The organism is Streptomyces sp. NPDC024555 (assembly GCF_055559335.1).
The window spans coordinates 19,317-44,925 of sequence record NZ_JBVHKV010000026.1 but is presented as its reverse complement, the minus strand read 5'-3'; the positions used below and the strand labels follow the sequence as shown (position 1 = coordinate 44,925).

Genomic DNA, 25,609 nt, shown 5'->3' with positions numbered 1-25,609 from the left:
GGGGGGGCCCCCCCCCCCCGGGGCCCCCCCCCCCCCACGGCCGTACGGACTCAGGACGAGGCGTCGCGGCGCCGGATCCTGTTGCCCAGCCAGACCAGCGGGTCGTACTTCCGGTCCACGGCCCGTTCCTTGAGCGGGATCAGCGCGTTGTCGGTGATCCTGATGTGCTCGGGGCAGACCTCCGTACAGCACTTCGTGATGTTGCAGAGCCCGAGCCCGTGCTCCTCCTGGGCGGTGGCCTTCCGGTCGAGACCGGCCTCGGCCGCCGCGTCCAGGGGATGCATGTCCAGCTCGGCCACCCGCATCAGGAAGCGCGGACCGGCGAACGCGGTCTTGTTCTCCTCGTGGTCCCGCACCACATGACAGGTGTCCTGGCACAGGAAGCACTCGATGCACTTGCGGAACTCCTGCGAGCGGTCCACATCGACCTGCTGCATCCGGTACTCGCCCGGCGCCACGCCCTCCGGCGGCACGAAGGCGGGCACCTCCCGCGCCTTGGCGTAGTTGAACGACACGTCCGTCACCAGATCGCGCACCACTGGGAAGGCCCGCAGCGGGGTGACCGTGATCGTCTCGTCGCGGTCGAAGACCGACATCCGGGTCATGCACATCAGCCGGGGCCGGCCGTTGATCTCGGCGCTGCACGACCCGCACTTGCCGGCCTTGCAGTTCCACCGCACCGCCAGATCGCCGGCCTGCGTGGACTGGATGCGGTGGATGAGGTCGAGGACCACCTCGCCGTCGTTGACCTCGACGTCGAAGTCCTCCAGCGCGCCGCCCCCGGCGTCCCCGCGCCACACCCTGAACCGTGCCTGGTAGCCGCTCATTCGGGAAGCTCCTCATCGGCGAGGTACTTGACCAGCTCCTCCTTCTCGAAGAGGGAGAGCAGGTCCGGACGGACGGGCTCGGTCGCCACGCGCTCCAGCGCGATCCGGCCGCCCCCGGCGTCCGGTTCCGCCGACGGCCGGCAGAGCAGGCTGACCGCTCTCCAGGAGCGCTCCATGTCCGGGCAGTCCTCCCGGGTGTGGCCGCCCCGGCTCTCGGTGCGCTCCAGCGCGGCCCGCGCCACGCACTCGCTGACCAGCAGCATGTTCCGCAGGTCCAGCGCGAGGTGCCAGCCGGGGTTGAACTGCCGGTGGCCCTCGACACCGGCGCGCGCGGCCCGTTCGCGCAGCCCGGCCAGTCTCTCCAGGGCCTCGGCCATCTCCGGGGCCCGCCGGATGATGCCGACCAGGTCGTTCATCGTCTGCTGGAGCTCCTGGTGCAGGGTGTACGGGTTCTCGACGGGGCCGCCGTCCGCGCGCTCCTCCGCCCCGAAGGGGCGCAGCGCCTCCGCCGCGGCCGCGTCGACCGCCGCCGCGTCCACGGGCGGCCGGTCACCGGTGCCCGCGGCGTACTCGGCGGCGTGCAGACCGGCCCGCCGGCCGAAGACCAGCAGATCGGACAGCGAGTTGCCGCCCAGCCGGTTGGAGCCGTGCATCCCGCCGGCCACCTCGCCCGCCGCGTACAGTCCGGGCACCCCGAGCGCGGCGGCGCTGTCCGAGTCGACGGCGACGCCGCCCATCACGTAGTGGCAGGTCGGGCCGACCTCCATCGCCTCGGCGGTGATGTCGACATCGGCCAGCTCCTTGAACTGGTGGTACATCGAGGGCAGCCGGCGCCTGATCCGCTCGGCCGGCATCCGGGTCGACACATCGAGGAAGACCCCGCCGTGCGGGGAGCCCCGGCCCGCCTTCACCTCGGCGTTGATGGCGCGGGCGACCTCGTCGCGCGGCAGCAGCTCGGGCGGGCGGCGGTTGTGGTCCGGGTCCTCGTACCAGCGGTCGCCCTCCTCCTCGGACTGCGCGTACTTCTCCTTGAAGACGTCCGGGACGTAGTCGAACATGAACCGCTTGCCCTCGGAGTTGCGCAGCACCCCGCCGTCGCCGCGCACCGACTCGGTGACGAGGATGCCCTTGACCGAGGGCGGCCAGACCATGCCGGTGGGGTGGAACTGCACGAACTCCATGTTCATCAGGGGCGCGCCCGCGAGCAGGGCCAGGGCGTGGCCGTCGCCGGTGTACTCCCAGGAGTTCGACGTCACCTTGAAGGACTTGCCGATGCCGCCGGTGGCCAGGACGACGGCCGGGGCCTCCAGCACGAAGAAGCGGCCGCTCTCGCGCTCGTAGCAGAAGGTGCCCGCCACCCGCTCGCCGTCCTTGAGGACACGGGTGACCGTGCACTCCTGGAAGACCTTGAGGCGGGCCTCGTAGTCGCCGAACTCGCGCTCGTCCTCCTGCTGGAGGGCGACGATCCGCTGCTGGAGGGTGCGGATCAGTTCCAGGCCGGTGCGGTCGCCGACGTGTGCGAGCCGGGGGTACTCGTGGCCGCCGAAGTTGCGCTGCGAGATCTTCCCCTCGGGGGTGCGGTCGAAGAGCGCCCCCCAGGTCTCCAGCTCCCAGACCCGGTCGGGGGCCTCCTTGGCGTGCAGCTCGGCCATCCGCCACTGGTTGAGGAACTTGCCGCCGCGCAGGGTGTCGCGGAAGTGCACCTGCCAGTTGTCGCCGGAGTTCACATTGCCCATGGAGGCGGCGATCCCGCCCTCCGCCATGACCGTGTGCGCCTTGCCGAAGAGCGATTTGCAGATGACGGCGGTACGGGCGCCGCGCTCGCGCGCCTCGATCGCGGCCCGCAGTCCGGCGCCCCCGGCACCGACCACGACGACGTCCCACTGCTGTCGTTCGAGCTCAGTCATTCAGAAAAACCTCGGATCGTCGAAGGCGCCGGAGGAGACGAGATACACGTAGAAGTCGGCGAGCGCCACGCTGACCAGGGACGCCCAGGCGAGCGGCGCGTGCCGGCCGTTCAGCCGCCCGGCCCAGCCCCAGAGCCGGTAGCGCACGGGATGCTTCGAGAAGTGCCGGAGCCGGCCGCCGACGATGTGCCGGCAGGAGTGGCAGGACAGGGTGTACGCCCAGATCAGCACCGTGTTGACCAGGAAGAACACCGAACCGAGGCCCATATGTCCCCAGCTGTAGTCCGGGTCGCGGAAGGTGAGCACGGTGTCGTAGGTGAGGATCCCGGCGACCGGCAGCGCGGCGTAGAAGAAGTACCGGTGGATGTTCTGCAGGATCAGCGGGAAGCGGGTCTCGCCGCTGTACGAGGCGTGCGGCTCGGCGACCGCGCAGGCCGGGGGCGAGGCCCAGAAGCCCCGGTAGTAGGCCTTGCGGTAGTAGTAGCAGGTCAGCCGGAAGCCGAGCGGGAAGACCAGGATCAGCAGGGCGGGGGACAGGACCCACCAACTGCCGAAGAGCGCCCAGTTGGGGCCGTCGCGCATGGGCACGCAGCTGTCGGCCAGACAGGGCGAGTAGAACGGCGAGACATAGGGCGCGGTGTAGTAGTGCGCGTCCGAGAAGGCCCGCCAGGTCGAGTAGACGATGAAGGCGAGCAGCCCGCCCGCGGTGGCGGCGGGCTGGAGCCACCAGCGGTCGGTGCGCAGATGGCGGGCGGCGATGGCGGCCCGTCCGGGGTGACGCACCCCGGTGGCGCGGCCGGTGCCCGTTCCCGGTTCGGTTCCTGGTTCTGTACCGGTGGCCAAAGGAACTCTCCTGGATTCGGTTGATGCGCCTTACGGTGCGTGCCGGCCGGGGACCCCCAGGCCTTCGTCGTCCGCGTCCGTCCAGAGGCTGGAGTCGTAGGGCGCCTCGGTGATCGTGATGACGTCGTCGCGGGCGAGCGGGTCCGCGGCCCGGTCCGTCTCGCGCAGCCGGGCGATGCTCCGCTCCAGCCGTGCGACGGTGCGGACCAGATCGTCGAGACAGTGCTGAACATCCGTCAACTCATCGTGCAGTGACATGACTTGCTCTCACTTCCGCCGGCGCGGGTGGTCATGTTCATGCGCCTGAGAGTGTCGCGCGTCACATCCCGGTTGGGAAGAGAGCGGGCCGCACGGGCTTGTGCGAGGAGGCGGTACGGCTCCGTGGCGCGTCGCTTTCCGGCCGCCGCCCGCACTCCGCCGCCCGGGTGAGCTTCGCGCGGTTCGCGCCGTGTCCCCGTGCGCTCCCGCGCGCGGGCGCCTTCAGTGGACGGACGGAATAGGTGTGATCAGCTGCAAATCGACCCATACGCATCATCCGGCACCTCTGCGCAGGCAGAGGGGCCGGGCCGTCCCCGGAGGTAGTCAGTCATGTCCCACGTCGGCGTCCCGCGCGGGACATCCCGAAAGCGGCGCTCGCTCGCCCTGCTCACCACGGGGGTGCTCACCCTCCCCGTCCTGGCCGGCTGCAGCGCGGACCACGACGACACCGCGGCCGCCACCGTCGTCCCCCAGGACATCGCGCCCGCCGCCCGTGCCCGCGTCGCCGACGGGGGTACGGTCACCTGGGCGGTCGACGCGCTGCCCGCCACCCTCAACGCCTTCCAGGCCGACGCCGACGCCGCCACCACCCGGATCACCGGCGCCCTGCTGCCCACCCTCTTCCCGCTCGACGCCCGCGGCCGGCCGCAGCTCAACCCGGACTACCTGGAATCCGCGAAGGTGGTCTCCACCGAGCCCCGGCAGGTCGTGCTCTACCGGCTCAACCAGCAGGCCGTCTGGAGCGACGGCCGGGAGATCGGCGCCCCCGACTTCGTCGCCCAGTGGCGCGCGCTGAGCGGCAAGGACTCCGCGTTCTGGACCGCCCGCAACGCCGGGTACGACCGCATCGAGAAGATCGAGCGCGGCGCCGACGACCTGGAGGTCAAGGTCACCTTCGCCAAGCCCTACGCGGACTGGCGCTCCCTCTTCTCCCCGCTCTACCCGAAGCAGGTCACCGGCTCCCCGGACGCCTTCAACGACGGGGCGCGGACCACCCTCAAGGCCACCGCCGGCCCCTTCCGGCTGCGCACGGTCGACACGAAGGCGGGCTCCGTCACCCTGGTCCGCAACCCGCGCTGGTGGGGCTCCCGGGCCAAGCTGGACGAGCTGGTCTTCACGGCGGTCGCGCCGAAGGACCGGGCCGAGGCGCTGACCGAGGGCGCCGTCGACATCGCCGACGTCGACCCGGCCGTCGCCCGCCGCATCACCGAGGCCGCCCGGGGCACCACCGCGGGCGCGCCCCCCGCCGCGGGCCCCGGCGCCGAGCTGACCCCGGCCGCCGCCCTGCGGTCCTGGGCGCTCGCGCACGGATCCGACGAGGACGCGGCCGAGGAGGCGCGGGCGGACCGGGCCGAGAAGGCCGAGGCCGCCGAGGCGTACGCCGCCGAGCAGAAGGACCTGCGGTCCTATGTGGTCCGCAAGTCCCTGGAGCCCGCCTACACCCAGCTCGCGCTGAACGGCGAGTCCGGACCGCTCGCCGACGACCGGGTCCGGCGCGCCGTCGCCCGCGCCCTGGACCGCCAGCAGCTCGTCGACCTGGTGCTGGGGCCGCTCGGCCTGCCCGCCCAGCCGCTCGGCAGCCATCTGGCCCTCGCCGGGCAGCCCGCGTACACGGACGGCAGCGACGCGCTCGGCGGCCAGGACACCGAGAAGGCCCAGGCGCTGCTGGCCGCCGCCGGCTGGACCCGCGAGGGCGCGGCGAAGACCGACGGCACGAAGGCCGGCAGCGAGAGCGACCACCAGAAGGACAAGGAGAAGGACAAGGAGAAGGAGAAGGGCAAGGAGGACGACGGCAAGACCCGCGACACGGCCGGGCGCGAACCGTCGAAGGACGACGGCCTCTACATCGTCGGCGACGACGGCAAGCCCGGCGAGCCCCGCGACCCCGCCCGGCACGTGATCGCGCCCGCCCCCGCCGCCGCCCTCCAGGGCGAGGCCCTGCTCCGCCAGGCCGGCCGGCTCGGCGGGACCGGCACCTCCGAGGACGCCCCGGTCCGGATCACCGCCCAGGACCGGCAGCCCGGCGGCGCGGCCGGTGCCTACGCCCCCGTCGGGACCGCGGCCCCGTCCCCGGCGGCCGACGCGGCGCGCGGACCGCTCGGCAAGAACGGCAAGCCGCTGACCCTCCGCTTCGTCCTGCCGTCCGGACCCGGCTCGGAGACCCTGCGCACCGTCGGCGACCGGATCGCCTCGATGCTCGACACCATCGGCATCCGTACCGTGATCACCAAGGTCGCCGACGACAGCTACTTCAAGGACCACGTCGCCTCCGGCGACTACGACCTGGCGCTGTACTCCTGGCCGGCCACCGCCTACCCGGCCACCGACGACCGCCCCGTCTTCGCGAAGCCGGTGCCCGCCAGTGACGGATCCCTGCTCGTCGAGCAGAACTACACCCGGGTGGGCACCGACCACATCGACCAGCTCTTCGACGAGGCCGTCTCGACCCTCGACGAGGACGCCGCCCAGCGGCTGATGAAGCAGGCCGACGCCCGGATCTGGGCCGCCGCGGGCTCCATCCCCCTCTATCAGCGCCCGCAGCTGGTCGCGACCGGCCGGACGCTGGTCAACGCCGGCGCCTTCGGCTTCGGGACGCCGCACTACCAGGACATCGGATTCAAGGCCCCGCAGTCGGCCGGAGCCCCCGCGCATCCGAAGAAGTAGCAGGTCAACGCTTGATCGAAAGCTCAGAAGCAGCTCAAGTCCCTTGCCCGCCGGCCTGCCGGCGGGCAAGGCTGTGCGCACCCGTCGACCCGGGTGACCACTCCGCCGCCTGTCAGGACCCGGGGCCCCAACCCCGAGGACCGCGCCGCGGAGCCCCGCTCCGTCCCACACCCCCCCCACGACGGAGCCGTGACTTCGGAGCCCCACCTCCGGAGTCGCCGGGCCGGACACCGTTCCGGGCCGCGCGGATCAGGTGCCCCATGGCCGGTAACGCTTGCCCGGGAAGCCGCAGGGGCGGCAGCCCCGTACCATGGGAGGAGCCGTGGCGCGTCCGCCCGGCGGGCGTACGAGGACTCAAGACCGACTAAGACGCCTGAATCCCCGATCCGAGAGAAGCGCAAGCCACCCATGCCCACGCGCCACGACATCCGTAACGTAGCCATCGTCGCCCACGTCGACCACGGCAAGACCACCCTGGTCGACGCCATGCTCAAGCAGGCCGGCTCCTTCGCCGCGCACGCTGCCGAGTCCCTCGACGACCGCATGATGGACTCGAACGACCTGGAGCGTGAGAAGGGCATCACGATCCTGGCCAAGAACACGGCCGTGAAGTACCACCCCAAGGATGGCGGCGACGTCATCACGATCAACATCATCGACACCCCCGGCCACGCCGACTTCGGTGGTGAGGTCGAGCGCGGTCTGTCGATGGTGGACGCGGTCGTGCTGCTGGTGGACGCCTCCGAGGGCCCGCTCCCGCAGACCCGCTTCGTGCTGCGCAAGGCGCTGACCGCCAAGCTGCCGGTCATCCTCTGCATCAACAAGACGGACCGGCCGGACTCCCGGATCGCCGAGGTCATCGACGAGACGTACGACCTCTTCCTGGACCTGGACGCCGACGAGGACCAGATCGAGTTCCCGATCGTCTACGCCTGCGCCCGTGACGGTGTCGCCTCGCTGACCAAGCCAGAGGACGGCACGGTCCCGCAGGACAGCACCAGCCTGGAGCCGTTCTTCAACACCATCCTCTCCACCGTCCCGGCCCCCGAGTACGACGAGGAGGCCCCGCTCCAGGCGCACGTCACCAACCTGGACGCCGACAACTTCCTCGGCCGTATCGCGCTCTGCCGCGTCGAGCAGGGCGAGCTGCGCAAGGGCCAGACGGTCACCTGGATCAAGCGCGACGGCACGCAGTCCAACGTCCGCATCACCGAGCTGCTCATGACCGAGGCGCTCACCCGCAAGCCGGCCGAGAAGGCGGGTCCGGGCGACATCTGCGCCATCGCCGGTATCCCGGACATCATGATCGGCGAGACCCTGGCCGACACCGAGAACCCGATCGCGCTGCCGCTGATCACGGTCGACGAGCCCGCCATCTCGATGACCATCGGTGCCAACACCTCGCCGCTGGTCGGCAAGGGCGGCAAGGGCCACAAGGTCACCGCCCGCCAGATCAAGGACCGTCTGGACCGCGAGCTGATCGGTAACGTCTCGCTGCGCGTCCTGGACACCGAGCGCCCCGACGCCTGGGAGGTCCAGGGCCGTGGTGAGCTGGCGCTCGCCATCCTGGTCGAGCAGATGCGCCGTGAGGGCTTCGAGCTGACCGTCGGCAAGCCCGAGGTCGTCACCAAGCAGATCGACGGCAAGACCCACGAGCCGATCGAGCGCATGACGATCGACTCGCCGGAGGAGCACCTCGGCGCCATCACGCAGCTGATGGCGACCCGCAAGGGCCGCATGGAGACCATGACGAACCACGGTTCGGGCTGGGTCCGCATGGAGTGGATCGTTCCTTCGCGCGGTCTCATCGGCTTCCGTACGGAGTTCCTGACCCAGACCCGCGGCACCGGCATCGCGCACTCCATCTTCGAGGGCCACGAGCCGTGGTTCGGCGAGCTGCGGACCCGTCACAACGGCTCCCTGGTCGCGGACCGCGCGGGCACGGTGACGCCGTTCGCGATGGTCAACCTCCAGGAGCGCGGTGTCATCTTCACCGAGGCCGGCACCGAGGTCTACGAGGGCATGATCATCGGCGAGAACTCGCGCGCCGACGACATGGACGTGAACATCACCAAGGAGAAGAAGCTCACCAACATGCGCGCGGCCTCCGCGGACACCACGGAGAACGTGGTCCCGGCCCGCAAGCTGTCGCTGGAGCAGTCCCTGGAGTTCTGCCGCGACGACGAGTGCATCGAGGTGACCCCGGAGACCGTGCGTATCCGCAAGGTCGTCCTGGACCAGAAGGACCGCGGTCGCGCCGCCTCGCGCGCCAAGCACAACTGACCCGCCACGGGTAGGCCGTTTCCGGCCGACGATCCGTCAGCGCCAGGCATTGCCGAAGCCCAGGGCCCTCACAGACACTGTGGGGGCCCTGGGCCTTGGTCAAGCGGTTTTGAGGACCGCTGTCCACGATCTGAGACAAATCCGTCCGATTATCGGAGGTAGCTCTCCGAAACGTGTGTTAACAGTCCGTTTCGGGGGTGTCTGTCTGGGATCAGTTTGTCCGGATTTTGATCCTCGTGGCCGGTGGATGTTGTCAAACCGAGACCCTTTAAGTGTGGTTTACGGCCCAGTCGTACTTAATAGTTGGCTCCATTGAGCTCGGGTCAATGGGTCACGCACTGTGGGGAGTGCCGACTCACGAGCACACTAAGGGCACTGAAACGATCACCGTCAGGGGTGTCGGTGATTCGACCCAGTGCCCTTCTTGTAGTCAAAAGTGGACTCATGAGGAGGAAACCCATGCGTGGTGCCAAGAGCGCCAAGTGGGTCGCGGGAGCGGCCATCATCGCCCTGGCTGCGACTGCCTGTGGCGGCGGCGACGACGACGCCGACAAGGGCAAGGGCAGCGCCAAGGGCGCTGTCAACGCCGACGGCATCTTCTCCGTCGAGGTCGGTGAGCCGCAGAACCCGCTGCAGCCGGCCAACACGATGGAGTCGAACGGCAGCATCGTCACCGACGCGATCTTCTCGCAGCTGGTCGACTACGACCCGTCCGGCAAGCTTGAGATGATCAACGCCGAGTCCGTGGAGAGCAAGGACTCCAAGCTCTGGACGGTCAAGCTCAAGAAGGACTGGAAGTTCCACGACGGCACCCCCGTCACCGCCGAGTCCTACATCAAGGCGTGGAACTGGGCCGCCAACAGCAAGAACAACCAGACCAACGCGTCCTGGTTCGGCGACATCAAGGGCTTCAGCGACGTCCACCCCGACGACGCCAAGGCCAAGCCGAAGTCGGACGTCATGTCCGGTCTGAAGAAGGTGGACGACTACACGTTCACCATCGAGCTGAACGCCCCCCTGCCGTACTTCGCGTACAAGCTCGGCTACACGGTCTTCTCGCCGCTGCCCGAGTCCTTCTACGCGGACCCGAAGGCCGCCGGTGAGAAGCCGGTCGGCAACGGCGCGTACAAGTTCGTCAGCTGGGACCACAAGAAGCAGATCAAGGTCGTCCGCAACGACGACTACAAGGGTCTCGACAAGGCGAAGAACGGTGGTGTGATCTTCAAGAACTACACCACCCTGGAGACCGCCTACGAGGACCTGAAGTCCGGCAACGTCGACGTGCTGCGCCAGATCGGCCCGAAGGACCTCCCGGTCTACCGGTCCGACCTCGGTGACCGCGCCGTGGACAAGCCGTACTCCGCGATCCAGACGATCGCCGTGGCGTACTACACGGACCAGTTCAAGAAGATCGACCCCAAGGTCATCCAGGGTCTGTCGATGGGCATCGACCGCGCCACGATCACCAAGACGGTGCTCCAGGGCACCCGTGAGCCCGCCACCGGCTGGGTCGCGCAGGGCGTGCTCGGCTTCCAGAAGGACGCCACGGGCGACGTCACCAAGTACGACCCGGCGAAGGCCAAGCAGCTCATCAAGGACGGCGGCGGCGTCCCGGGCAACAAGATCTCGATCCAGTTCAACGCCGACGGCGGCCACAAGGAATGGGTCGAGGCGGTCTGCAACAGCATCACGCAGTCGACCGGTGTCCAGTGCGTCGGTGACTCGAAGGCCGACTTCCAGGCCGACACCAACGCCCGTGACGCCAAGCAGGTCAAGTCCCTGTACCGCTCCGGCTGGGTGCTCGACTACCCGGTGAACGCGAACTTCATCTCGGACCTGTTCCGTACCGGTGCAGCCGGTAACCAGGGTGACTTCTCGAACAAGGAACTGGACGCGGAGATCAAGAAGGCCGACTCCGCCGCCTCCCTCGACGAGTCCGTCGCGGCCTACCAGAAGATCGAGAAGGAGCTGGTGAACCTCATGCCCTCCATCCCGCTCTGGTACTACAAGGTCAACGCCGGCTACTCGGAGAAGGTCCAGAACGTGGACTACGCGCAGGACGGCGACCCGATCCTCACCCAGATCGAAGTCAAGAAGTAACCACACCTACGTAGTCCGCGCGCAGACGCGCGGCCGCCACTGACAAGTGGTCCGCGTCTGCCCGCACGGCAGTGGCCGGGGGGCCCTTCCACGTGTCCGACGACCCCACAGGGGGAGCCGGAGCGGGGGAGGGCCCGTCGGCTGCCGCCTGCCTATTACATGGAGGCATGATGGGGCGCTATGTCGCACGACGACTGCTCCAGATGATCCCGGTCTTCCTCGGGACAACGCTGCTGATCTTCCTGATGGTCTACACGCTGCCCGGCGACCCCGTGCGCGGGCTCTTCGGGGACAAGGGAGTCGACCCGGCGACTCTGGCGAGACTCCGCCACGAGAAGGGTCTGGATCTTCCGATCCTGCAGCAGTACTGGAATTACATGACAGGCATCGTCCTGCATTTCGATTTCGGTGAGCAGATAGCCAGTGGGCGTCCCGTCACGGATGTGCTCGGCGACGCGTTCCCCGTCACCCTCCGGCTGGCCGGAATGGCGTTCGTCATCGAGATCGTCGTCGGCATCGCGCTCGGCGTCGTCGCCGGTCTGCGCGCCGGCCGGCTGACCGACAACGTGATCCTCGTCTTCACGCTGCTGATCATCTCGATCCCGGTCTTCGTCCTCGGCTTCATCGTCAAGACGGTGTTCGCCTTCCAGCTCGGCTGGATCGACCCGAACGTCTCGGGCGACGCCAAGTGGGGCGAACTCCTGGCGCCCGCCATCGTGCTGGGCTCCCTCTCGCTCGCGTACATCGCGCGGCTCACCCGTACGACGATGGCCGAGAACCTGCGCTCCGACTACATGCGCACCGCCATCGCCAAGGGTCTGCCCAAGCGGCGCGTCGTCGGTGTGCACCTGATGCGCAACTCGCTGATCCCCGTCATCACCTTCCTCGGCACGGACCTGGGCGCCCTCATGGGCGGCGCGGTCGTCACCGAGGGCCTCTTCAACGTCAAGGGCGTCGGCGGCACGATCTACGAGTCCATCGTCAAGCGCGAGGGCACGACGCTCGTCGGCCTCGTGACCATCCTGGTGCTCGTGTATCTCCTCATGAGCCTCATAGTCGACCTGCTGTACGCGGTCCTGGACCCGAGGATCCGTTATGCCTGACGTGACCAAGACCGCTCCCGCGCCCGAGGACGCCACGCCCGTGGTGGACCCGTCCGCGCCCGTGAAGGCCGAGAAGGCCCGCAGCCTGTGGGGCGACGCCTGGCGGGACCTGCGTTCCAACTGGTACTTCATCATCTCCTCGGTGCTGATCGTCATCCTCGTCGTGATGGCGATCTTCCCGGGCCTGTTCACCAGCGCCTCGCCGACCTCCGCCGACCTGGTGCACCACTACCTGGGCAAGCCGGAGCTGGGCAAGATCGGCTCCGAGGGCTGGCTGGGCTACGACGGCCAGGGCCACAGCGTCTACGCCCGCGTCATCTACGGCACCCGGGCCTCGGTCACCGTCGGCATCTGCGTGACGATCCTCGTGACGCTCTTCGGCGGACTGATCGGCATGCTCGCCGGTTACTTCGGCGGCTGGGTCGACGCGCTGCTCGCCGGCTTCTTCACCAACGTCTTCCTCGGCATCCCCTTCCTGCTGGGTGCCATGGTCGTGCTCCAGTCCTTCACCGACCGGACGATCTGGGTGGTCATCTTCGCCCTGGCCTTCCTCGGCTGGACGCAGATCGCGCGTGTCATGCGTGGCGCGGTGATCGTGATCAAGCAGTCGGACTACGTGCAGGCCGCCAGGGCGCTCGGCGCGGGAACCGGCCGGATCCTCTTCCGGCACATCCTGCCCAACGCCATGGCCCCCGTGATCGTCGTCGCCACCATCTCCCTCGGCGTCTACATCTCGGCCGAGGCGACCCTGTCCTACCTGGGTCTGGGTCTGGCCGCGCCGACCGTCTCCTGGGGCATGGACATCTCGGGTGGCGCGGCTCAGATCCGCGTCGCGCAGCACATCCTGCTGTACCCGTCGATCATGCTCTCCATCACCGTTCTGGCGTTCATCATGCTCGGCGAAGCCGTCCGCAACGCCCTCGACCCCAAGTCGCGATAAGGAGGGCGAACGTGACCACCATCGACAAGACGGCCTCAGTCCCGTCCCCGCGCTCGGGTGACGACTACGTCGGCCCGCTGCTCGAAGTCCGTGATCTGCACGTGGAGTTCCACACCCGCGACGGTGTGGCCAAGGCGGTCAACGGAGTCAACTACAGCGTGAACGCCGGTGAGACCCTCGCCGTTCTCGGTGAGTCCGGCTCCGGCAAGTCCGTGACGGCGCAGGCCATCATGGGCATCCTCGACATGCCGCCCGGCAAGATCCCGCAGGGCGAGATCATGTTCCGCGGCCAGGACATGCTCAAGATGTCCTACGAGGAGCGCCGCAGGATCCGCGGCCAGAAGATCGCGATGATCTTCCAGGACGCGCTGTCCTCGCTGAACCCGGTCCTCACCGTCGGCTACCAGCTCGGCGAGATGTTCCGGGTCCACCAGGGCCTGTCCAAGAAGGAGGCCCGCGCCAGGGCCATCGAGCTGATGGACCAGGTGAAGATCCCGGCCGCCGCGGCCCGGGTCTCGGACTACCCGCACCAGTTCTCCGGCGGTATGCGCCAGCGCATCATGATCGCCATGGCGCTGGCCCTGGAGCCGGACCTGATCATCGCGGACGAGCCGACCACCGCGCTCGACGTGACCGTCCAGGCCCAGGTCATGGACCTGCTCGCGGAGCTCCAGCGCGAGTACAACATGGGCCTGATCCTCATCACCCACGACCTGGGTGTCGTCGCGGACGTCGCCGACAAGATCGCGGTGATGTACGCCGGCCGGATCGTCGAGACCGCTCCGGTGCACGAGATCTACAAGCGCCCCGCGCACCCGTACACCAAGGGTCTGCTGGCGTCGATCCCGCGCCTGGACCAGAAGGGCCAGGAGCTCTTCGCGATCAAGGGTCTGCCGCCCAACCTGCTCAACGTGCCCTCGGGCTGCGCGTTCAACCCGCGCTGCACGGCCGCGCAGGACATCTGCCGTACGGACATTCCGGCGCTCAGCCCGGTGACCGAGAAGGACGGCACCGAGCTGGCCGGCCGCGGCAGCGCCTGCCACTTCTGGAAGGAGACGATCCATGGCTGACATCAAGAAGGACTCCGTGGACGCCACCCCGAACGTCACCGAAGTGGAGACCGTCGACGCGGCCACCGAGGCGGAGGCCGTCGCCGCCATCGACGCGCCCGTCTCGCAGGGCGAGCCGATCCTCCAGGTCCGCAACCTGGTGAAGCACTTCCCGCTGACCCAGGGCATCCTGTTCAAGAAGCAGGTCGGCGCGGTCAAGGCCGTGGACGGCATCTCGTTCGACCTGTACGCGGGCGAGACCCTCGGCATCGTCGGCGAGTCCGGCTGCGGCAAGTCCACCGTCGCCAAGCTGCTGATGACGCTGGAGCGGGCCACCGCCGGCGAGGTCTTCTTCAAGGGCCAGGACATCACCAAGCTGTCCGGCCGCGCGCTGAAGGCCGTGCGCCGCAACATCCAGATGGTGTTCCAGGACCCGTACACCTCGCTGAACCCGCGCATGACGGTCGGCGACATCATCGGGGAGACCTTCGAGATCCACCCCGAGGTGGCTCCCAAGGGCGACCGGCGCCGCCGGGTCCAGGAGCTCCTGGACGTCGTGGGCCTCAACCCGGAGTACATCAACCGCTATCCGCACCAGTTCTCCGGCGGTCAGCGCCAGCGCATCGGCATCGCCCGCGGCCTCGCGCTCAACCCGGAGATCATCATCTGCGACGAGCCGGTCTCCGCGCTCGACGTGTCGGTGCAGGCGCAGGTCATCAACCTGATGGAGAAGCTCCAGGACGAGTTCAAGCTCTCCTACGTCTTCATCGCGCACGACCTGTCCATCGTCCGGCACATCTCGGACCGGGTCGGCGTCATGTACCTCGGCAAGATGGCCGAGATCGGTACGGACACGCAGATCTACGACCACCCGACGCACCCCTACACCCAGGCGCTGCTGTCGGCGGTCCCGGTCCCCGACCCGGACGCCCGCGAGGGCCGCGAGCGCATCATCCTCACCGGCGACGTCCCGTCCCCGGCCAACCCGCCGTCGGGCTGCCGCTTCCGCACCCGCTGCTGGAAGGCCCAGGACAAGTGCGCCACGGAGATGCCGCTGCTGGCGATCCCCGAGCGCTTCAAGTCCGAGGACACCCCGGCCGCCCACGAGTCGGCGTGCCACTTCGCCGAGGAGAAGGACGTGGTGGGCGCGGCCTGACGCCCCCGCCCGCCGTCCCCGGCCCACCACCGGACCCCCGGAGCCCCTCGCGGCCCCGGGGGTCCGGTGCTTCCCGCTGCGGGGCGCCCGCAACCGCGAAGGCGCCCGGAACCGTGGGGTTCCGGGCGCCTCTCCCCGTACCCGGGGAACAGGGCTCGCAGGGGCTCGGGTCAACAGGCCGGCGCGTCCTATTCCTTCGTCGGGCCGGGCACTGGGCCGGCGGGCGCCTTGCGCGCCGCCGGCACGGCCTGGGCGGTGCCGGTCTCCTCCGGGAAGTGGCAGGCCGTCAGATGGCCCTCCCGGTTGCCCTCGACCCGGACCAGCGGCGGCACGTCGGTCGCGCACTTGTCCTGGGCCTTCCAGCAGCGCGTGCGGAAGCGGCAGCCCGAGGGCGGGTTGACGGGGGAGGGGACGTCACCGGTGAGCCGGATGCGCTCGCGCGCGGGCACGTCGTCGGCGGTGGCCTCCGGAACGGCCGACAGGAGCGCCCGGGTGTAGGGGTGCCGGGGGCTGCCGTACAGGTCCTCGCGGTCGGCGATCTCCACGATCCGGCCGAGGTACATGACGGCGACGCGCTGCGAGAAGTGCCGGACGATCGCGAGGTCGTGGGCGATGAAGACGAAGGCGATGCCCAGATCCTGCTGGAGCTGCTGGAGCAGGTTGACGACCTGGGCCTGGATGGACACGTCGAGCGCGGAGACCGGCTCGTCGGCCACGATCAGCTTCGGCTCCAGGGCCAGGGCGCGGGCCACCCCGATGCGCTGGCGCTGACCGCCGGAGAACTCGTGCGGGAAGCGGTTGTAGTGCTCCGGGTTGAGACCGACGGTCTCCAGGAGCTCGCGCACCCGCTTCTCGAATCCGCCGGCCGGCTTGATGCCGTTGATCTCCATCGGGGCGGAGATGATCTTCCCGACGGTCTGCCGCGGGTTCAGCGACGCGTACGGGTCCTGGAAGATCATCTGGATCTCGGACCGGATCGGTGCCAGCTGCCGGCGGCCGGCGTGGGTGATGTCCTGGCCCTGGTAGCTGATGGTCCCGCCGGTCGGCTCCAGCAGCCGGGTGATCAGCCGGCCCGTCGTGGACTTGCCGCAGCCGGACTCGCCGACCAGACCCAGGCTCTCACCGGCGGCGACCTGGAGGTCCAGACCGTCCACGGCCTTGACCGCGCCGACCTGCCGCTTGAAGGGGAATCCGCCCATCACCGGGAAGTGCTTGGTCAGGCCTCTGACGTCGAGGAGGGGGCTCGTGCTGCTCATGATCGTGAAATCCCGTCTCGTGTACGTCAGTGCGACTGGCTCGTCGCGTAGGCGGCGAAGAAGTCGCGGCGTTGGTCGGCTGTGAGGTGGCAGGCGGCGGTGTGGCCGCCGACGCCGGTCGGCAGCGGCAGCTCTCCCGAGCAGAGCCCCGGATCCGTCCGCTCGGTGAAGCCGCACCGCGGGTGGAAGCTGCAACCGGACGGCGGGTTGAGGAGCGAGGGAGGCGCTCCGGGGATCGGGGACAGCGGCACGTCGACCGGTCCGTCCAGCGTCGGCATGGACCCCAGCAGACCCCAGGTGTACGGGTGCTGGGGCGCGCCCAGCACCTCCTTCTTGGTGCCGCGCTCCACACACCGGCCGCCGTACATCACCAGCACGTCGTCGGCGATGTCCGCGATGACCCCGAGGTCGTGGGTGATGAAGATGATCGCCGTGCCGAACTCCTGCTGGAGGTCCTTGAGCAGGTCCATGATCTGGGCCTGCACGGTGACGTCGAGCGCCGTGGTGGGCTCGTCCGCGATCAGCAGCTCGGGGTCGCAGACCAGCGCCATGGCGATCATCGCGCGCTGGCGCATACCGCCGGAGAACTGGTGCGGGTAGTCGTTGGCGCGCATGTCGGGCTGCGGGATGCCGACCCGCCGCAGCATCTCGACGGCCCGCGCGTGGGCCTCCTTGCGGGAGGCGCCCGTGTGCTTGCGGTACGTCTCGCCGATCTGGCGGCCGATCGTGTGGTACGGCGAGAGCGAGGCCAGCGCGTCCTGGAAGATCATCGACATGGTGTTGCCGCGCAGCCGTTCCAGCTGGCGTTCGGTCGAGGTCAGCAGGTCCTGGCCGTCGAGCAGGATCTCGCCGTCGATGGCGGTGCGGGCGGGGTCGTGCAGGCCCAGGATCGTCAGGTTGGTGACGGACTTGCCGGAGCCCGACTCGCCCACGATGCCGAGGGTTTTGCCCTTGGCCAGGTCGAAGGAGAGACCGTCGACGGCCTTGACGACGCCGTCCTCGGTGGAGAAGTGGACCTTCAGGTCCTTGACGGACAGGAAGGGCTGCTGGTCGGTGCTCGTCACGGGGACGCTCCTGAGGGGGTGATGCCGGAGTAGCTGTCGAGGGCGGGGCGCCCGGGGTCAGGCGAGCCGGATCCGCGGGTCGATGAAGGCGTAGACGGCGTCGATGACGATGTTCATCAGAACGATCGCGCCGGCCGCCAGGACGGTGACGCCGAGGAGCATCGGCAGGTCGCTCTTGATGGTGGAGTCCACCGCGAGGCGGCCGATGCCCTGCATGCTGAAGGTGGTCTCGGTGATGATCGCACCGCCGATCAGCACGCCCAGGTCGATGCCGAAGACCGTGACGATCGGTCCCATGGCGCCGCGCCAGGCGAAGCGGAAGAACACGTTCGTCCGCGAGAGGCCCTTGGCGCGGGCCGTGCGGACGTAGTCCTCGCTGAGCTCCTCGACCAGCTGGGAGCGGGTCATACGGGTGTAGTTGGCGGTGAAGATGATCGCCAGCACGAACCAGGGCAGCAGGAGCCCGGAGAACCAGGCGGCCGGGTCCTCGGTCAGCGGGGTGTACGACGGCTGCGCGAAGATCCCCAGCTTCGTGACCAGGAAGAACATCGCGATGTAGCCGACGAAGTAGATCTGGAGCGAGGAACCGAGCAGGGAGGCGGAGCTGGCGAGCTTGTCGAGGAACTTGCCCTGCTTGACGGCGGCCAGCATGCCGGCCCCGATGCCGAAGATCAGGAAGACCACGGCCGCGCCCAGGGCGAGCGACAGGGTCGTCGGGAGGCGGTCCATGATGGTGCCGAGCACGGGCTCGCGGTTGGCGAAGGAGTAGCCGAGGCACGGCGCGGGGCAGTGGCCGTAGCTGGCGTAGTCGCGCCCCGCGAAGACCCCCACCAGCCAGTGCCAGTACTGCACCGGGACCGGTGAGTCGATGCCCAGGTTGCGCCGGATCTGCGCGAGGGCGTCCGGCGTGCAGTTCTTGCCGCACGACATCATCGCCGGGTCACGCGGGACGGCGTAGAAGAGGGCGAAGGTGATGGCACTGACGATCAGCAGGATGACCAGTGCACCGAGGATGCGGCGGACGAGGAAGCGGGTCATGGGGCGTGACTTTCCGGACGGGGCGCCGTCGCCGGGGCGTGAAGGGAATAGGGCCGGGAGGGGAGGCCGGAGAGCGGCTGCCCCGGGGCCCCGCCGTCGAAGCCGCCCCCGCGCCATGGGCAGGGGGCGGCGGAGTCCGACGGCGGGACCCGGGTGTACGGCCTACTTCATGGCGTACAGCTTGCAGAGCGCGACGCAGGTGTTGGCGCTGTCGTAGATGACGTTGCCGACCTTGGAGCCGTACATCCAGTTGCGGAGCGGGTGGTAGTCCGGGACGGTCGCGGCCAGCTCCATGATCTGCCGGTCGATGGCGCCCCAGGCCTTGTTGGCGGCGTCGACGTCCGCGATCGCGGAGGCGGCGTCGATGGCCTTGTCGACGCTCGGGTCCTTCAGCTGCGCGTAGTTGCTGCGGCCGTCGCCGACGTTCTTGCCGCTCCAGCAGGGGTAGAAGACGGAGTAGCCGTTCGGCCAGTCCGGGCTCCAGCCCGCGGCGAACATGTCGAAGTCGTTGTCGATCTTGCCGATCTGGGTGTAGAAGGTCGACTTGTCGATCTGCTTGTTGACGACCGTGAAGCCGGCCTTCTCCAGCGCGTTCTTGACCGCGACCGCCTGCTTCAGGGCGTTGTCCGAGGTCTGCCAGGCGATGACCAGCTTCTGGCCCTCCTTGCCGGCTTCCTTGAGCAGGGCCTTGGCCTTCTCGGGGTCGCCGCCGGGCTTCTTGGTCGCGCCGTACAGGTCGAACTTCTCGTAGCCCGGCGTCACCGGCGAGAGGATGGTGGTGGCGATCTCGGTGCTGGAGGCACCGCCGCGGATGGTCTGGAGCTGCTGGTGCGGCCAGGCCCAGTTGATCGCCTGGCGGACCTTGACGTCCGTGATGCGGGTGGTGTTGATCGGCCAGTAGTACGTCGCGGTGTCGACCGCGTTGAGCACGCGCTTCTTGTACTGCGGGTTGGTGAGGACCTGGGCGATGCGCTCGGCGGCGACCTCGTTGAAGATCGCCATGGCGTACTGGTCCTTGCCCGAGTCCGCGATGAAGCGGTCCGTGGCGGCCAGCGGCTGGAAGCCGAACTGGAAGACGTACTTGTCCGGGTAGTTGTTCCGGATCGAGTCGGTGGCCGGGTCCCAGTGCTCGTTGCGCACGTAGGTCAGCGACTTGCCGATGCTCCGGCTCTCGATCCGGTACGGGCCGCTGCAGAACGGCTGCTTGTCGTACTTCTCCTTGGTGTCGTGCTTCTTGTTCACCAGGGCGTAACCACGCATGGCCAGCGTGTAGTTGAAGTCCGCGCGCGGCTCGTTCAGGCGGAAGGTGATGGTCTTGCCCTCGACCTCGAGGGAGTCCAGCTTCTTGCCGTCGTACGGGCCCTTGTACTTGTCGCCGCCGACCATGAACTGCTGGACGTAGCGGGGGCCTTCGGTGACGAAGGAGGCGAAGAGGCGCTCGAAGGTGTGGCGGAGGTCCTCGCCGGAGATCTCCGAGCCGTCCTCCCACTTGACGCCGTCCTTCAGGGTGAAGGTCCAGGTCTTGCCGCCGTCCTTCATGGTGCCGGCGTCGGTGGCGAGGTCGCCGACCAGGACCGCGCCGCCCTTGTTGTCGATCTTGTAGCCGGTCAGACCGCGCAGGATCGGGACGGTGATGGCGGCCTCGGTGGAGACGTAGATCTGCGCCGGGTCCATGTGGTCCATGTCGAACTGGTCGAGCGAGTAGATCGTCCCGCCCTTGACCGCTCCCGGCACCTCGGCGGCCGGGCCCGTCGAGTCGGCCTTGGTGCCGACCGGAATCGCCTGGGTCTTGGCGTCGCTGACCTTCGGGGGCGCGCTCTTCTTGCCGTTGCTGCCGCTGCCGCCGCCGCTGTCGCACGCCGTCAGGACGGACGACGAGGCCGCCACCACGCCGGTGGCGATCAGGAAGTTTCTACGGGAGAAAGACATGGGTGATCCTGCCTCACAGGGACGGTCGGAACGGATGGCCCGGCCGGGACGGACGTGGTGCGGCCGGGTGGAACGAGGTGGTTACCGCTTGGACTTGGGGTCGAGCGCGTCGCGCACCGAGTCGCCGAGCAGATTGAAGGCGAGGACGAAGATCACCATCGACAGGCCCGGGAAGAGCATGAAGGTGAGGTCCTCGGTGTAGAACTGCGCCCCGCGCTGGATCATGACGCCCCAGTCCGGGGTCGGGTCGATGATGCCGACGCCGAGGAAGGCCAGTCCGGCCTCCGCCGTGACGAAGGCGGGCAGCATCAGGGTGGACTGGATGATGATCGGGGTCCACAGATTGGGCAGCAGTTCCTTGAAGACGATGCGCCGGGGCGATGCCCCCGTGACCTTGGCCGCCTCGACGAACTCCCGCTCACGCAGGCCCAGTACCTGGCCGCGCAGCAGCCGGGCGATGGAGGCCCAGCCGAAGGCGGAGAGGACCAGGATCAGCGAGATCGCCCGCAGGGCGGTGGGGATGTTCTCGTCGGGGGCGACGAACAGCCCGTAGACGACCGGCATGAAGGCGATGAAGAACAGCGTGGACGGGAACGACAACAGGATGTCGATGATCCGGCCGACGAAGTAGTCGGTCCGGCCGCCCAGGTACCCCGCCGTGACCCCGACGATCACCCCGACGAGGGTGGTCAGCAGGGTGGCGGCCAGCGCGACGCTCAGCGAGGTGCGGATGCCGTACAGGAGGAACGTGAAGACGTCGCGGCCCAGTTGGGGTTCGATGCCGAACCAGAACTCGGAGCTCATCCCGCCGTTGGGACCGGAGGGGTAGGCGAACGCGTCCAGGAGCTCGGGCCGGTCGCTCGCGTAGGTGGTGTACGGGTCCTTGCCGTACAGCTTCGCGATCAGGGGCGCCGCCAGCGCGACCACGAAGAAGAACGCGACGATCCAGGCGGACACCACGCCGGTCCTGTCACGCTTGAAGCGGATCCAGGCGAGACGGCCGGGGCTCCTGGATGTGGATCCCTTGCCGGCGCCTTCGGTAAGCCGGGACTCCCCGCCCGTTTCGGTGGGTGTCAGTTCCACCGACAGGCTGGGCGTCGGGGATGGCGTGGTCATCGTGCTCCTGTCCCCGTACGAACATTTCCTCCAGGTGGGAGGAGTGTGAAGAAGAGGTTGAGTTGGACCCAATCAATCGAGTTGACAGCGGTCAATCGGCTAGGCAAGTCCATACCCGGTCTTTAAGTTCTTGACCCGAACTTGTCAAAACTTGATCGTTCGTCATCTGGACAGCGCTGCGGCGGACCCGGCGCATCCACCCAATCCGGACCACGGTGTCCGATCCCTGGTGTATCCGTTTCGTTATCCGGGTTCAGGTGTGCGTGCGGCGGAGCGGGGCACGGGCGCGCGTTTCCCTGAAAAGGCGTCCGGTCACCCGTCCGGCGCAACGACACATTCGGCCGTAGTACAGATGCATTGATTCCGCTATGAGGTGATATTTGACTCTACGTGAGACCGAGCACTAAGAGGAGGCACTCCATGCGCGGAGCCACACAGGTCAAGTGGGCCGCATGCGCGGTGGCCGTAGCCCTGGCGGCGACGGCCTGCGGCGGAGGGGACAGCGGCAGTGGCGGTGGTGGCGCCGACGGGATCGTGAGCTCCTCGTGGGGTGACCCCCAGAACCCGCTGGAACCGGCCAACACCAACGAGGTGCAGGGCGGCAAGGTCCTCGACATGATCTTCCGGGGCCTCAAGAAGTACGACCCGAAGACCGGCGAGGCGACGAACATGCTCGCCGACAAGATCGAGACCAAGGACAACCAGAACTTCACCATCACCGTCAAGGACGGCTGGACCTTCAGCAACGGCGAGAAGATCACCGCGAAGTCCTTCGTCGACGCGTGGAACTACGGCGCCCTGCTGAAGAACAACCAGAAGAACGCGTACTTCTTCGGCTACATCGACGGCTACACCAAGGTCCACCCCGACAGCGGCTCGGCCAGCGCCACCACGATGTCGGGCCTGAAGGTCGTCAACGACATGACCTTCACCGTCAAGCTGTCGCAGAAGTTCTCGCTCTGGCCCGACACCCTCGGCTACCCCGCCTTCGCGCCGCTGCCCAAGGCCTTCTTCACGGACCACGCCGCCTGGGTGTCCAAGCCGGTCGGGAACGGCCCGTACACCATCGACAAGTACACCAAGGGCTCCTCGATGAGCCTGCGCAAGTGGGACGACTACCCCGGCGACGACAAGGCGCAGAACGGCGGCATCGACCTCAAGGTCTACACCGACAACAACACCGCCTACACCGACCTGACGGCCGGCAACCTCGACCTGGTCGACGACGTGCCCGCCTCCCAGCTCAAGAACGTCAAGTCGGACCTCGGCGACCGCTACATCAACACCCCGGCCGGCATCATCCAGACGCTCGCCTTCCCGTTCTACGACCCGCAGTGGAACACCCCGGGCGCCGTGAAGGTCCGCCAGGGCCTGTCGATGGCGATCAACCGCCAGCAGATCACCGACCAGATCTTCCAGCAGACCCGCACCCCCGCCTCCGACTGGACCTCCCCGGTCCTCGGTGAGGACGGCGGCTTCAAGAAGGGCCTGTGCGGCAAGGAGTGCACGTACAACGCCGCCGAGGCCAAGAAGATGATCCAGGACGGCGGCGGCATCCCCGGCGGCCAGCTCAAGATCTCGTACAACGCGGACACCGGCTCCCACAAGGAATGGGTCGACGCCGTCTGCAACAGCATCAACAAGGTCATGGGCAACAACAAGGCCTGCGTCGGCGCCCCCGTCGGCACCTTCGCCGACTTCCGCAGCCAGGTCTCCCAGCAGAAGCTGCACGGCGCCTGGCGCGCGGGCTGGCAGATGGACTACCCGCTCATCCAGAACTTCCTCCAGCCCGTCTACTACACCAACGCCTCGTCCAACGACGGCAAGTGGAGCAACAAGCAGTTCGACGACCTCGTCAACAAGGCCAACGCCGAGTCCGACAAGGCGACGGCCGTCTCCACCTTCCAGGACGCCGAGAAGGTCATGGTCGAGCAGATGCCCGTCATCCCGCTCTGGTACCAGAACGGCAGCGCGGGCTACTCGGACAGGGTCACCAACGTCTCGCTGAACCAGTTCAGCGTCCCGGTGTACGAGCAGATCAAGGTCAAGTAGCGGACCGGGCCGGGTGGCCGGTGCCCGGGTCCCTCCGGAGCACCGGCCACCCGGCCTTCCCGTCCCCGTGACCGCCCCCGACCCCCCGAGCCCCCGACCCCGCGACCCCCGGAGCCCTTCATGGGACGTTATGTGATCCGGCGGCTGCTGCAGATGATCCCGGTCTTCTTCGGCACCACGCTGCTGATCTTCCTCATGGTGAACGTGATGGGTGACCCCATCGCGGGTCTCTGCGGCGACCGCCAGTGCGACCCGGCGACCGCCGCCCAACTCCGTTCGGAATTCGGCCTCGACAAACCCGTGTGGCAGCAATACCTGACCTACATGGGGAACGTCTTCACCGGCGACTTCGGGACCGCGTTCAACGGTCAGAAGGTCACCGAACTGATGTCGACGGCCTTCCCCATCACCATCCGCCTCACCCTCGTGGCGATCGTCTTCGAGATCGTCATCGGCATCAGCCTCGGCGTCGTCACCGGCCTGCGCCGCGGCCGGCCCGTCGACACCACCGTGCTGATCCTCACCCTGATCGTCATCTCGATCCCGACCTTCGTCACCGGTCTGCTCCTCCAGCTCCTGCTGGGCGTGCAGTGGGGCGTCATCAAACCGTCCGTGTCCCCCGAGGCCCCGCTCAACGAACTGCTCATCCCCGGGCTCGTCGTCGCCTCCGTCTCCCTGGCCTACGTCACCCGGCTCACCCGCACCTCGATCGCCGAGAACGCCCGCGCCGACTACGTCCGCACCGCCGTCGCCAAGGGCCTGCCCCGGCGCCGCGTCATCGTCCGGCACCTGCTGCGCAACTCGCTGATCCCCGTCGTCACCTTCATCGGCACGGACGTCGGCGCCCTCATGGGCGGCGCGATCGTCACGGAGCGGATCTTCAACATCCACGGCGTCGGCTACCAGCTCTACCAGGGCATCCTGCGCCAGAACTCGCAGACGGTCGTCGGCTTCGTCACCGTCCTGGTCCTGGTCTTCCTCGCCGCGAACCTGATCGTCGACCTCCTGTACGCCGTACTCGACCCGAGGATCCGCTATGCCTGACCAGACACCGGACGAGGCGATCTCACCGGCCGGAGCGGGTGCGACGATGGATCTCGCCCTCGACGAGGGCGACACCCTGGAGAAGAGCCCCGGCGGACCCGAGGGCACCGGCCCCGAGACCAAACCGCAGAGCCTGTGGTCCGACGCCTGGCGCGATCTGCGCCGCAACCCCGTCTTCATCATCTCCGCGCTGATCATCCTGTTCCTGGTGATCATCTCGATCTGGCCACAGCTCATCGCCTCCGGCGACCCGCTCGACTGCGACCTCGGCAAGGCCCAGCAGGGCTCCCAGCCCGGCCACCCCTTCGGCTTCGACGGCCAGGGCTGCGACGTCTACACCCGCGTCGTCTACGGCGCCCGCAACTCCGTGACCGTCGGCGTCTGCTCCACCATCGGGGTCTCCCTGATCGGCAGCGTCCTCGGCGGACTGGCCGGCTTCTTCGGCGGCGCGTGGGACGCGATCCTCTCCCGGCTCACCGACATCTTCTTCGGCATCCCGGTCGTCCTCGGCGGTCTGGTCTTCCTCTCCGTGGTCACCAGCTCCACCGTCTGGCCGGTCATCGGCTTCATCGTGCTGCTGGGCTGGCCGCAGATCGCCCGTATCGCCCGCGGCTCCGTGATCACCGCCAAGCACAACGACTACGTCCAGGCGGCCCGCGCGCTCGGCGCCTCCAACGGGCGGATGATGCTGCGCCACATCGCCCCGAACGCCGTCGCCCCGGTCATCGTCGTGGCGACCATCGCGCTGGGCACGTACATCTCCCTGGAGGCGACCCTGTCCTTCCTCGGCGTCGGCCTGAAGCCGCCGGCCGTCTCCTGGGGCATCGACATCTCGGCCGCGTCCCAGTACATCCGCAACGCCCCGCACATGCTCCTCTGGCCGGCCGGCGCGCTGGCGGTCACCGTGCTCGCGTTCATCATGCTCGGCGACGCGGTGCGCGACGCCCTCGACCCCAAGCTGCGCTGAGGAGTCCGCTGCC

The 25,609-nt window shown here is 68.5% G+C and carries 19 protein-coding genes; 10 read left to right on the top strand and 9 right to left on the bottom strand.

What is annotated here, in order from left to right:
• Positions 1-50: 50 nt before the first annotated feature.
• From ACZ4FH_RS32790 to ACZ4FH_RS32775, 4 genes are read right to left on the bottom strand one after another with little or no spacing between them, the layout of a single operon-like run.
• Positions 51-827, bottom strand: a complete 777-nt coding sequence (locus ACZ4FH_RS32790; RefSeq protein WP_467309422.1) for a succinate dehydrogenase/fumarate reductase iron-sulfur subunit — start codon at positions 825-827, stop codon at positions 51-53.
• On the bottom strand, positions 824-2,734 hold the full coding sequence (locus ACZ4FH_RS32785; RefSeq protein ID WP_467309421.1) for a fumarate reductase/succinate dehydrogenase flavoprotein subunit: 1,911 nt from the start codon (positions 2,732-2,734) through the stop codon (positions 824-826). The genes ACZ4FH_RS32790 and ACZ4FH_RS32785 overlap by 4 nt, the downstream gene beginning before the upstream one ends.
• The gene (locus ACZ4FH_RS32780) at positions 2,735-3,577 is read right to left on the bottom strand and encodes a hypothetical protein (protein WP_383634558.1); all 843 of its coding nucleotides are present in this window, start codon (positions 3,575-3,577) and stop codon (positions 2,735-2,737) included.
• Between the two features lie 30 nt (positions 3,578-3,607).
• Positions 3,608-3,835: a hypothetical protein gene (locus tag ACZ4FH_RS32775; RefSeq protein ID WP_467309420.1), complete on the bottom strand. Its 228-nt coding sequence runs from the start codon at positions 3,833-3,835 to the stop codon at positions 3,608-3,610.
• A 330-nt stretch (positions 3,836-4,165) separates the two neighbouring features.
• Here ACZ4FH_RS32775 and ACZ4FH_RS32770 point away from each other — a divergent pair, with 330 nt between their 5' ends.
• From ACZ4FH_RS32770 to ACZ4FH_RS32740, 7 genes are all read left to right on the top strand, one after another.
• On the top strand, positions 4,166-6,499 hold the full coding sequence (locus tag ACZ4FH_RS32770; RefSeq protein ID WP_467309419.1) for an ABC transporter family substrate-binding protein: 2,334 nt from the start codon (positions 4,166-4,168) through the stop codon (positions 6,497-6,499).
• Between the two features lie 408 nt (positions 6,500-6,907).
• A complete protein-coding gene (gene typA / locus ACZ4FH_RS32765; protein ID WP_467309418.1) occupies positions 6,908-8,782 on the top strand; it encodes a translational GTPase TypA in 1,875 nt (624 codons plus the stop codon).
• A gap of 459 nt (positions 8,783-9,241) precedes the next feature.
• Positions 9,242-10,882, top strand: coding sequence for a peptide ABC transporter substrate-binding protein (locus tag ACZ4FH_RS32760; protein ID WP_467309417.1), 1,641 nt, complete (start codon positions 9,242-9,244; stop codon positions 10,880-10,882).
• Positions 10,883-11,052: 170 nt separating this feature from the next.
• Positions 11,053-11,985: an ABC transporter permease gene (locus ACZ4FH_RS32755; RefSeq protein ID WP_467309463.1), complete on the top strand. Its 933-nt coding sequence runs from the start codon at positions 11,053-11,055 to the stop codon at positions 11,983-11,985.
• The gene (locus ACZ4FH_RS32750; RefSeq protein WP_383634568.1) at positions 11,978-12,925 is read left to right on the top strand and encodes an ABC transporter permease; all 948 of its coding nucleotides are present in this window, start codon (positions 11,978-11,980) and stop codon (positions 12,923-12,925) included. Before ACZ4FH_RS32755 ends, ACZ4FH_RS32750 begins: the two co-directional genes overlap by 8 nt.
• 11 nt (positions 12,926-12,936) lie before the next feature.
• Positions 12,937-13,995, top strand: a complete 1,059-nt coding sequence (locus tag ACZ4FH_RS32745; protein ID WP_467309416.1) for an ABC transporter ATP-binding protein — start codon at positions 12,937-12,939, stop codon at positions 13,993-13,995.
• On the top strand, positions 13,988-15,130 hold the full coding sequence (locus tag ACZ4FH_RS32740; protein ID WP_467309415.1) for an ABC transporter ATP-binding protein: 1,143 nt from the start codon (positions 13,988-13,990) through the stop codon (positions 15,128-15,130). The genes ACZ4FH_RS32745 and ACZ4FH_RS32740 overlap by 8 nt, the downstream gene beginning before the upstream one ends.
• A gap of 188 nt (positions 15,131-15,318) precedes the next feature.
• On the opposite strand, the gene ACZ4FH_RS32735 is transcribed toward ACZ4FH_RS32740, so the two are convergent.
• The 5 genes from ACZ4FH_RS32735 to ACZ4FH_RS32715 form a co-directional block, all read right to left on the bottom strand.
• Positions 15,319-16,386, bottom strand: coding sequence for an ABC transporter ATP-binding protein (locus ACZ4FH_RS32735; RefSeq protein WP_467309414.1), 1,068 nt, complete (start codon positions 16,384-16,386; stop codon positions 15,319-15,321).
• A 26-nt stretch (positions 16,387-16,412) separates the two neighbouring features.
• A complete protein-coding gene (locus tag ACZ4FH_RS32730; protein WP_467309413.1) occupies positions 16,413-17,450 on the bottom strand; it encodes an ABC transporter ATP-binding protein in 1,038 nt (345 codons plus the stop codon).
• A 57-nt stretch (positions 17,451-17,507) separates the two neighbouring features.
• Entirely contained in the window at positions 17,508-18,488 is a 981-nt protein-coding gene (locus ACZ4FH_RS32725; protein ID WP_467309412.1) for an ABC transporter permease, read from the bottom strand.
• 162 nt (positions 18,489-18,650) lie between these two features.
• Positions 18,651-20,417, bottom strand: coding sequence for an ABC transporter substrate-binding protein (locus ACZ4FH_RS32720; protein ID WP_467309411.1), 1,767 nt, complete (start codon positions 20,415-20,417; stop codon positions 18,651-18,653).
• An 81-nt stretch (positions 20,418-20,498) separates the two neighbouring features.
• Positions 20,499-21,533 (bottom strand): ABC transporter permease, encoded by a 1,035-nt coding sequence (locus tag ACZ4FH_RS32715; RefSeq protein ID WP_467309410.1) that lies wholly within the window; start codon positions 21,531-21,533, stop codon positions 20,499-20,501.
• A gap of 420 nt (positions 21,534-21,953) precedes the next feature.
• Here ACZ4FH_RS32715 and ACZ4FH_RS32710 point away from each other — a divergent pair, with 420 nt between their 5' ends.
• The 3 genes from ACZ4FH_RS32710 to ACZ4FH_RS32700 all read left to right on the top strand — a co-directional run bounded on the left by ACZ4FH_RS32710 (position 21,954) and on the right by ACZ4FH_RS32700 (position 25,596).
• Entirely contained in the window at positions 21,954-23,585 is a 1,632-nt protein-coding gene (locus ACZ4FH_RS32710) for a peptide ABC transporter substrate-binding protein (RefSeq protein ID WP_467309409.1), read from the top strand.
• Positions 23,586-23,705: 120 nt separating this feature from the next.
• A complete protein-coding gene (locus tag ACZ4FH_RS32705) occupies positions 23,706-24,629 on the top strand; it encodes an ABC transporter permease (RefSeq protein ID WP_383634586.1) in 924 nt (307 codons plus the stop codon).
• The gene (locus ACZ4FH_RS32700) at positions 24,622-25,596 is read left to right on the top strand and encodes an ABC transporter permease (RefSeq protein WP_467309408.1); all 975 of its coding nucleotides are present in this window, start codon (positions 24,622-24,624) and stop codon (positions 25,594-25,596) included. Before ACZ4FH_RS32705 ends, ACZ4FH_RS32700 begins: the two co-directional genes overlap by 8 nt.
• Positions 25,597-25,609: the final 13 nt, after the last annotated feature.

What these genes read in the sequence shown, in the direction of transcription:
- ACZ4FH_RS32790 (WP_467309422.1), bottom strand. Translation starts at nt 827, where the DNA reads ATGAGCGGCTACCAGGCACGGTTCAGGGTGTGGCGCGGGGACGCCGGG.
- ACZ4FH_RS32785 (WP_467309421.1), bottom strand. Translation starts at nt 2,734, where the DNA reads ATGACTGAGCTCGAACGACAGCAGTGGGACGTCGTCGTGGTCGGTGCC.
- ACZ4FH_RS32775 (WP_467309420.1), bottom strand. Translation starts at nt 3,835, where the DNA reads ATGTCACTGCACGATGAGTTGACGGATGTTCAGCACTGTCTCGACGAT.
- ACZ4FH_RS32770 (WP_467309419.1), top strand. Translation starts at nt 4,166, where the DNA reads ATGTCCCACGTCGGCGTCCCGCGCGGGACATCCCGAAAGCGGCGCTCG.
- typA (WP_467309418.1), top strand. Translation starts at nt 6,908, where the DNA reads ATGCCCACGCGCCACGACATCCGTAACGTAGCCATCGTCGCCCACGTC.
- ACZ4FH_RS32760 (WP_467309417.1), top strand. Translation starts at nt 9,242, where the DNA reads ATGCGTGGTGCCAAGAGCGCCAAGTGGGTCGCGGGAGCGGCCATCATC.
- ACZ4FH_RS32755 (WP_467309463.1), top strand. Translation starts at nt 11,053, where the DNA reads ATGGGGCGCTATGTCGCACGACGACTGCTCCAGATGATCCCGGTCTTC.
- ACZ4FH_RS32750 (WP_383634568.1), top strand. Translation starts at nt 11,978, where the DNA reads ATGCCTGACGTGACCAAGACCGCTCCCGCGCCCGAGGACGCCACGCCC.
- ACZ4FH_RS32740 (WP_467309415.1), top strand. Translation starts at nt 13,988, where the DNA reads ATGGCTGACATCAAGAAGGACTCCGTGGACGCCACCCCGAACGTCACC.
- ACZ4FH_RS32735 (WP_467309414.1), bottom strand. Translation starts at nt 16,386, where the DNA reads ATGAGCAGCACGAGCCCCCTCCTCGACGTCAGAGGCCTGACCAAGCAC.
- ACZ4FH_RS32725 (WP_467309412.1), bottom strand. Translation starts at nt 18,488, where the DNA reads ATGACCCGCTTCCTCGTCCGCCGCATCCTCGGTGCACTGGTCATCCTG.
- ACZ4FH_RS32720 (WP_467309411.1), bottom strand. Translation starts at nt 20,417, where the DNA reads ATGTCTTTCTCCCGTAGAAACTTCCTGATCGCCACCGGCGTGGTGGCG.
- ACZ4FH_RS32715 (WP_467309410.1), bottom strand. Translation starts at nt 21,533, where the DNA reads ATGACCACGCCATCCCCGACGCCCAGCCTGTCGGTGGAACTGACACCC.
- ACZ4FH_RS32710 (WP_467309409.1), top strand. Translation starts at nt 21,954, where the DNA reads ATGCGCGGAGCCACACAGGTCAAGTGGGCCGCATGCGCGGTGGCCGTA.
- ACZ4FH_RS32705 (WP_383634586.1), top strand. Translation starts at nt 23,706, where the DNA reads ATGGGACGTTATGTGATCCGGCGGCTGCTGCAGATGATCCCGGTCTTC.
- ACZ4FH_RS32700 (WP_467309408.1), top strand. Translation starts at nt 24,622, where the DNA reads ATGCCTGACCAGACACCGGACGAGGCGATCTCACCGGCCGGAGCGGGT.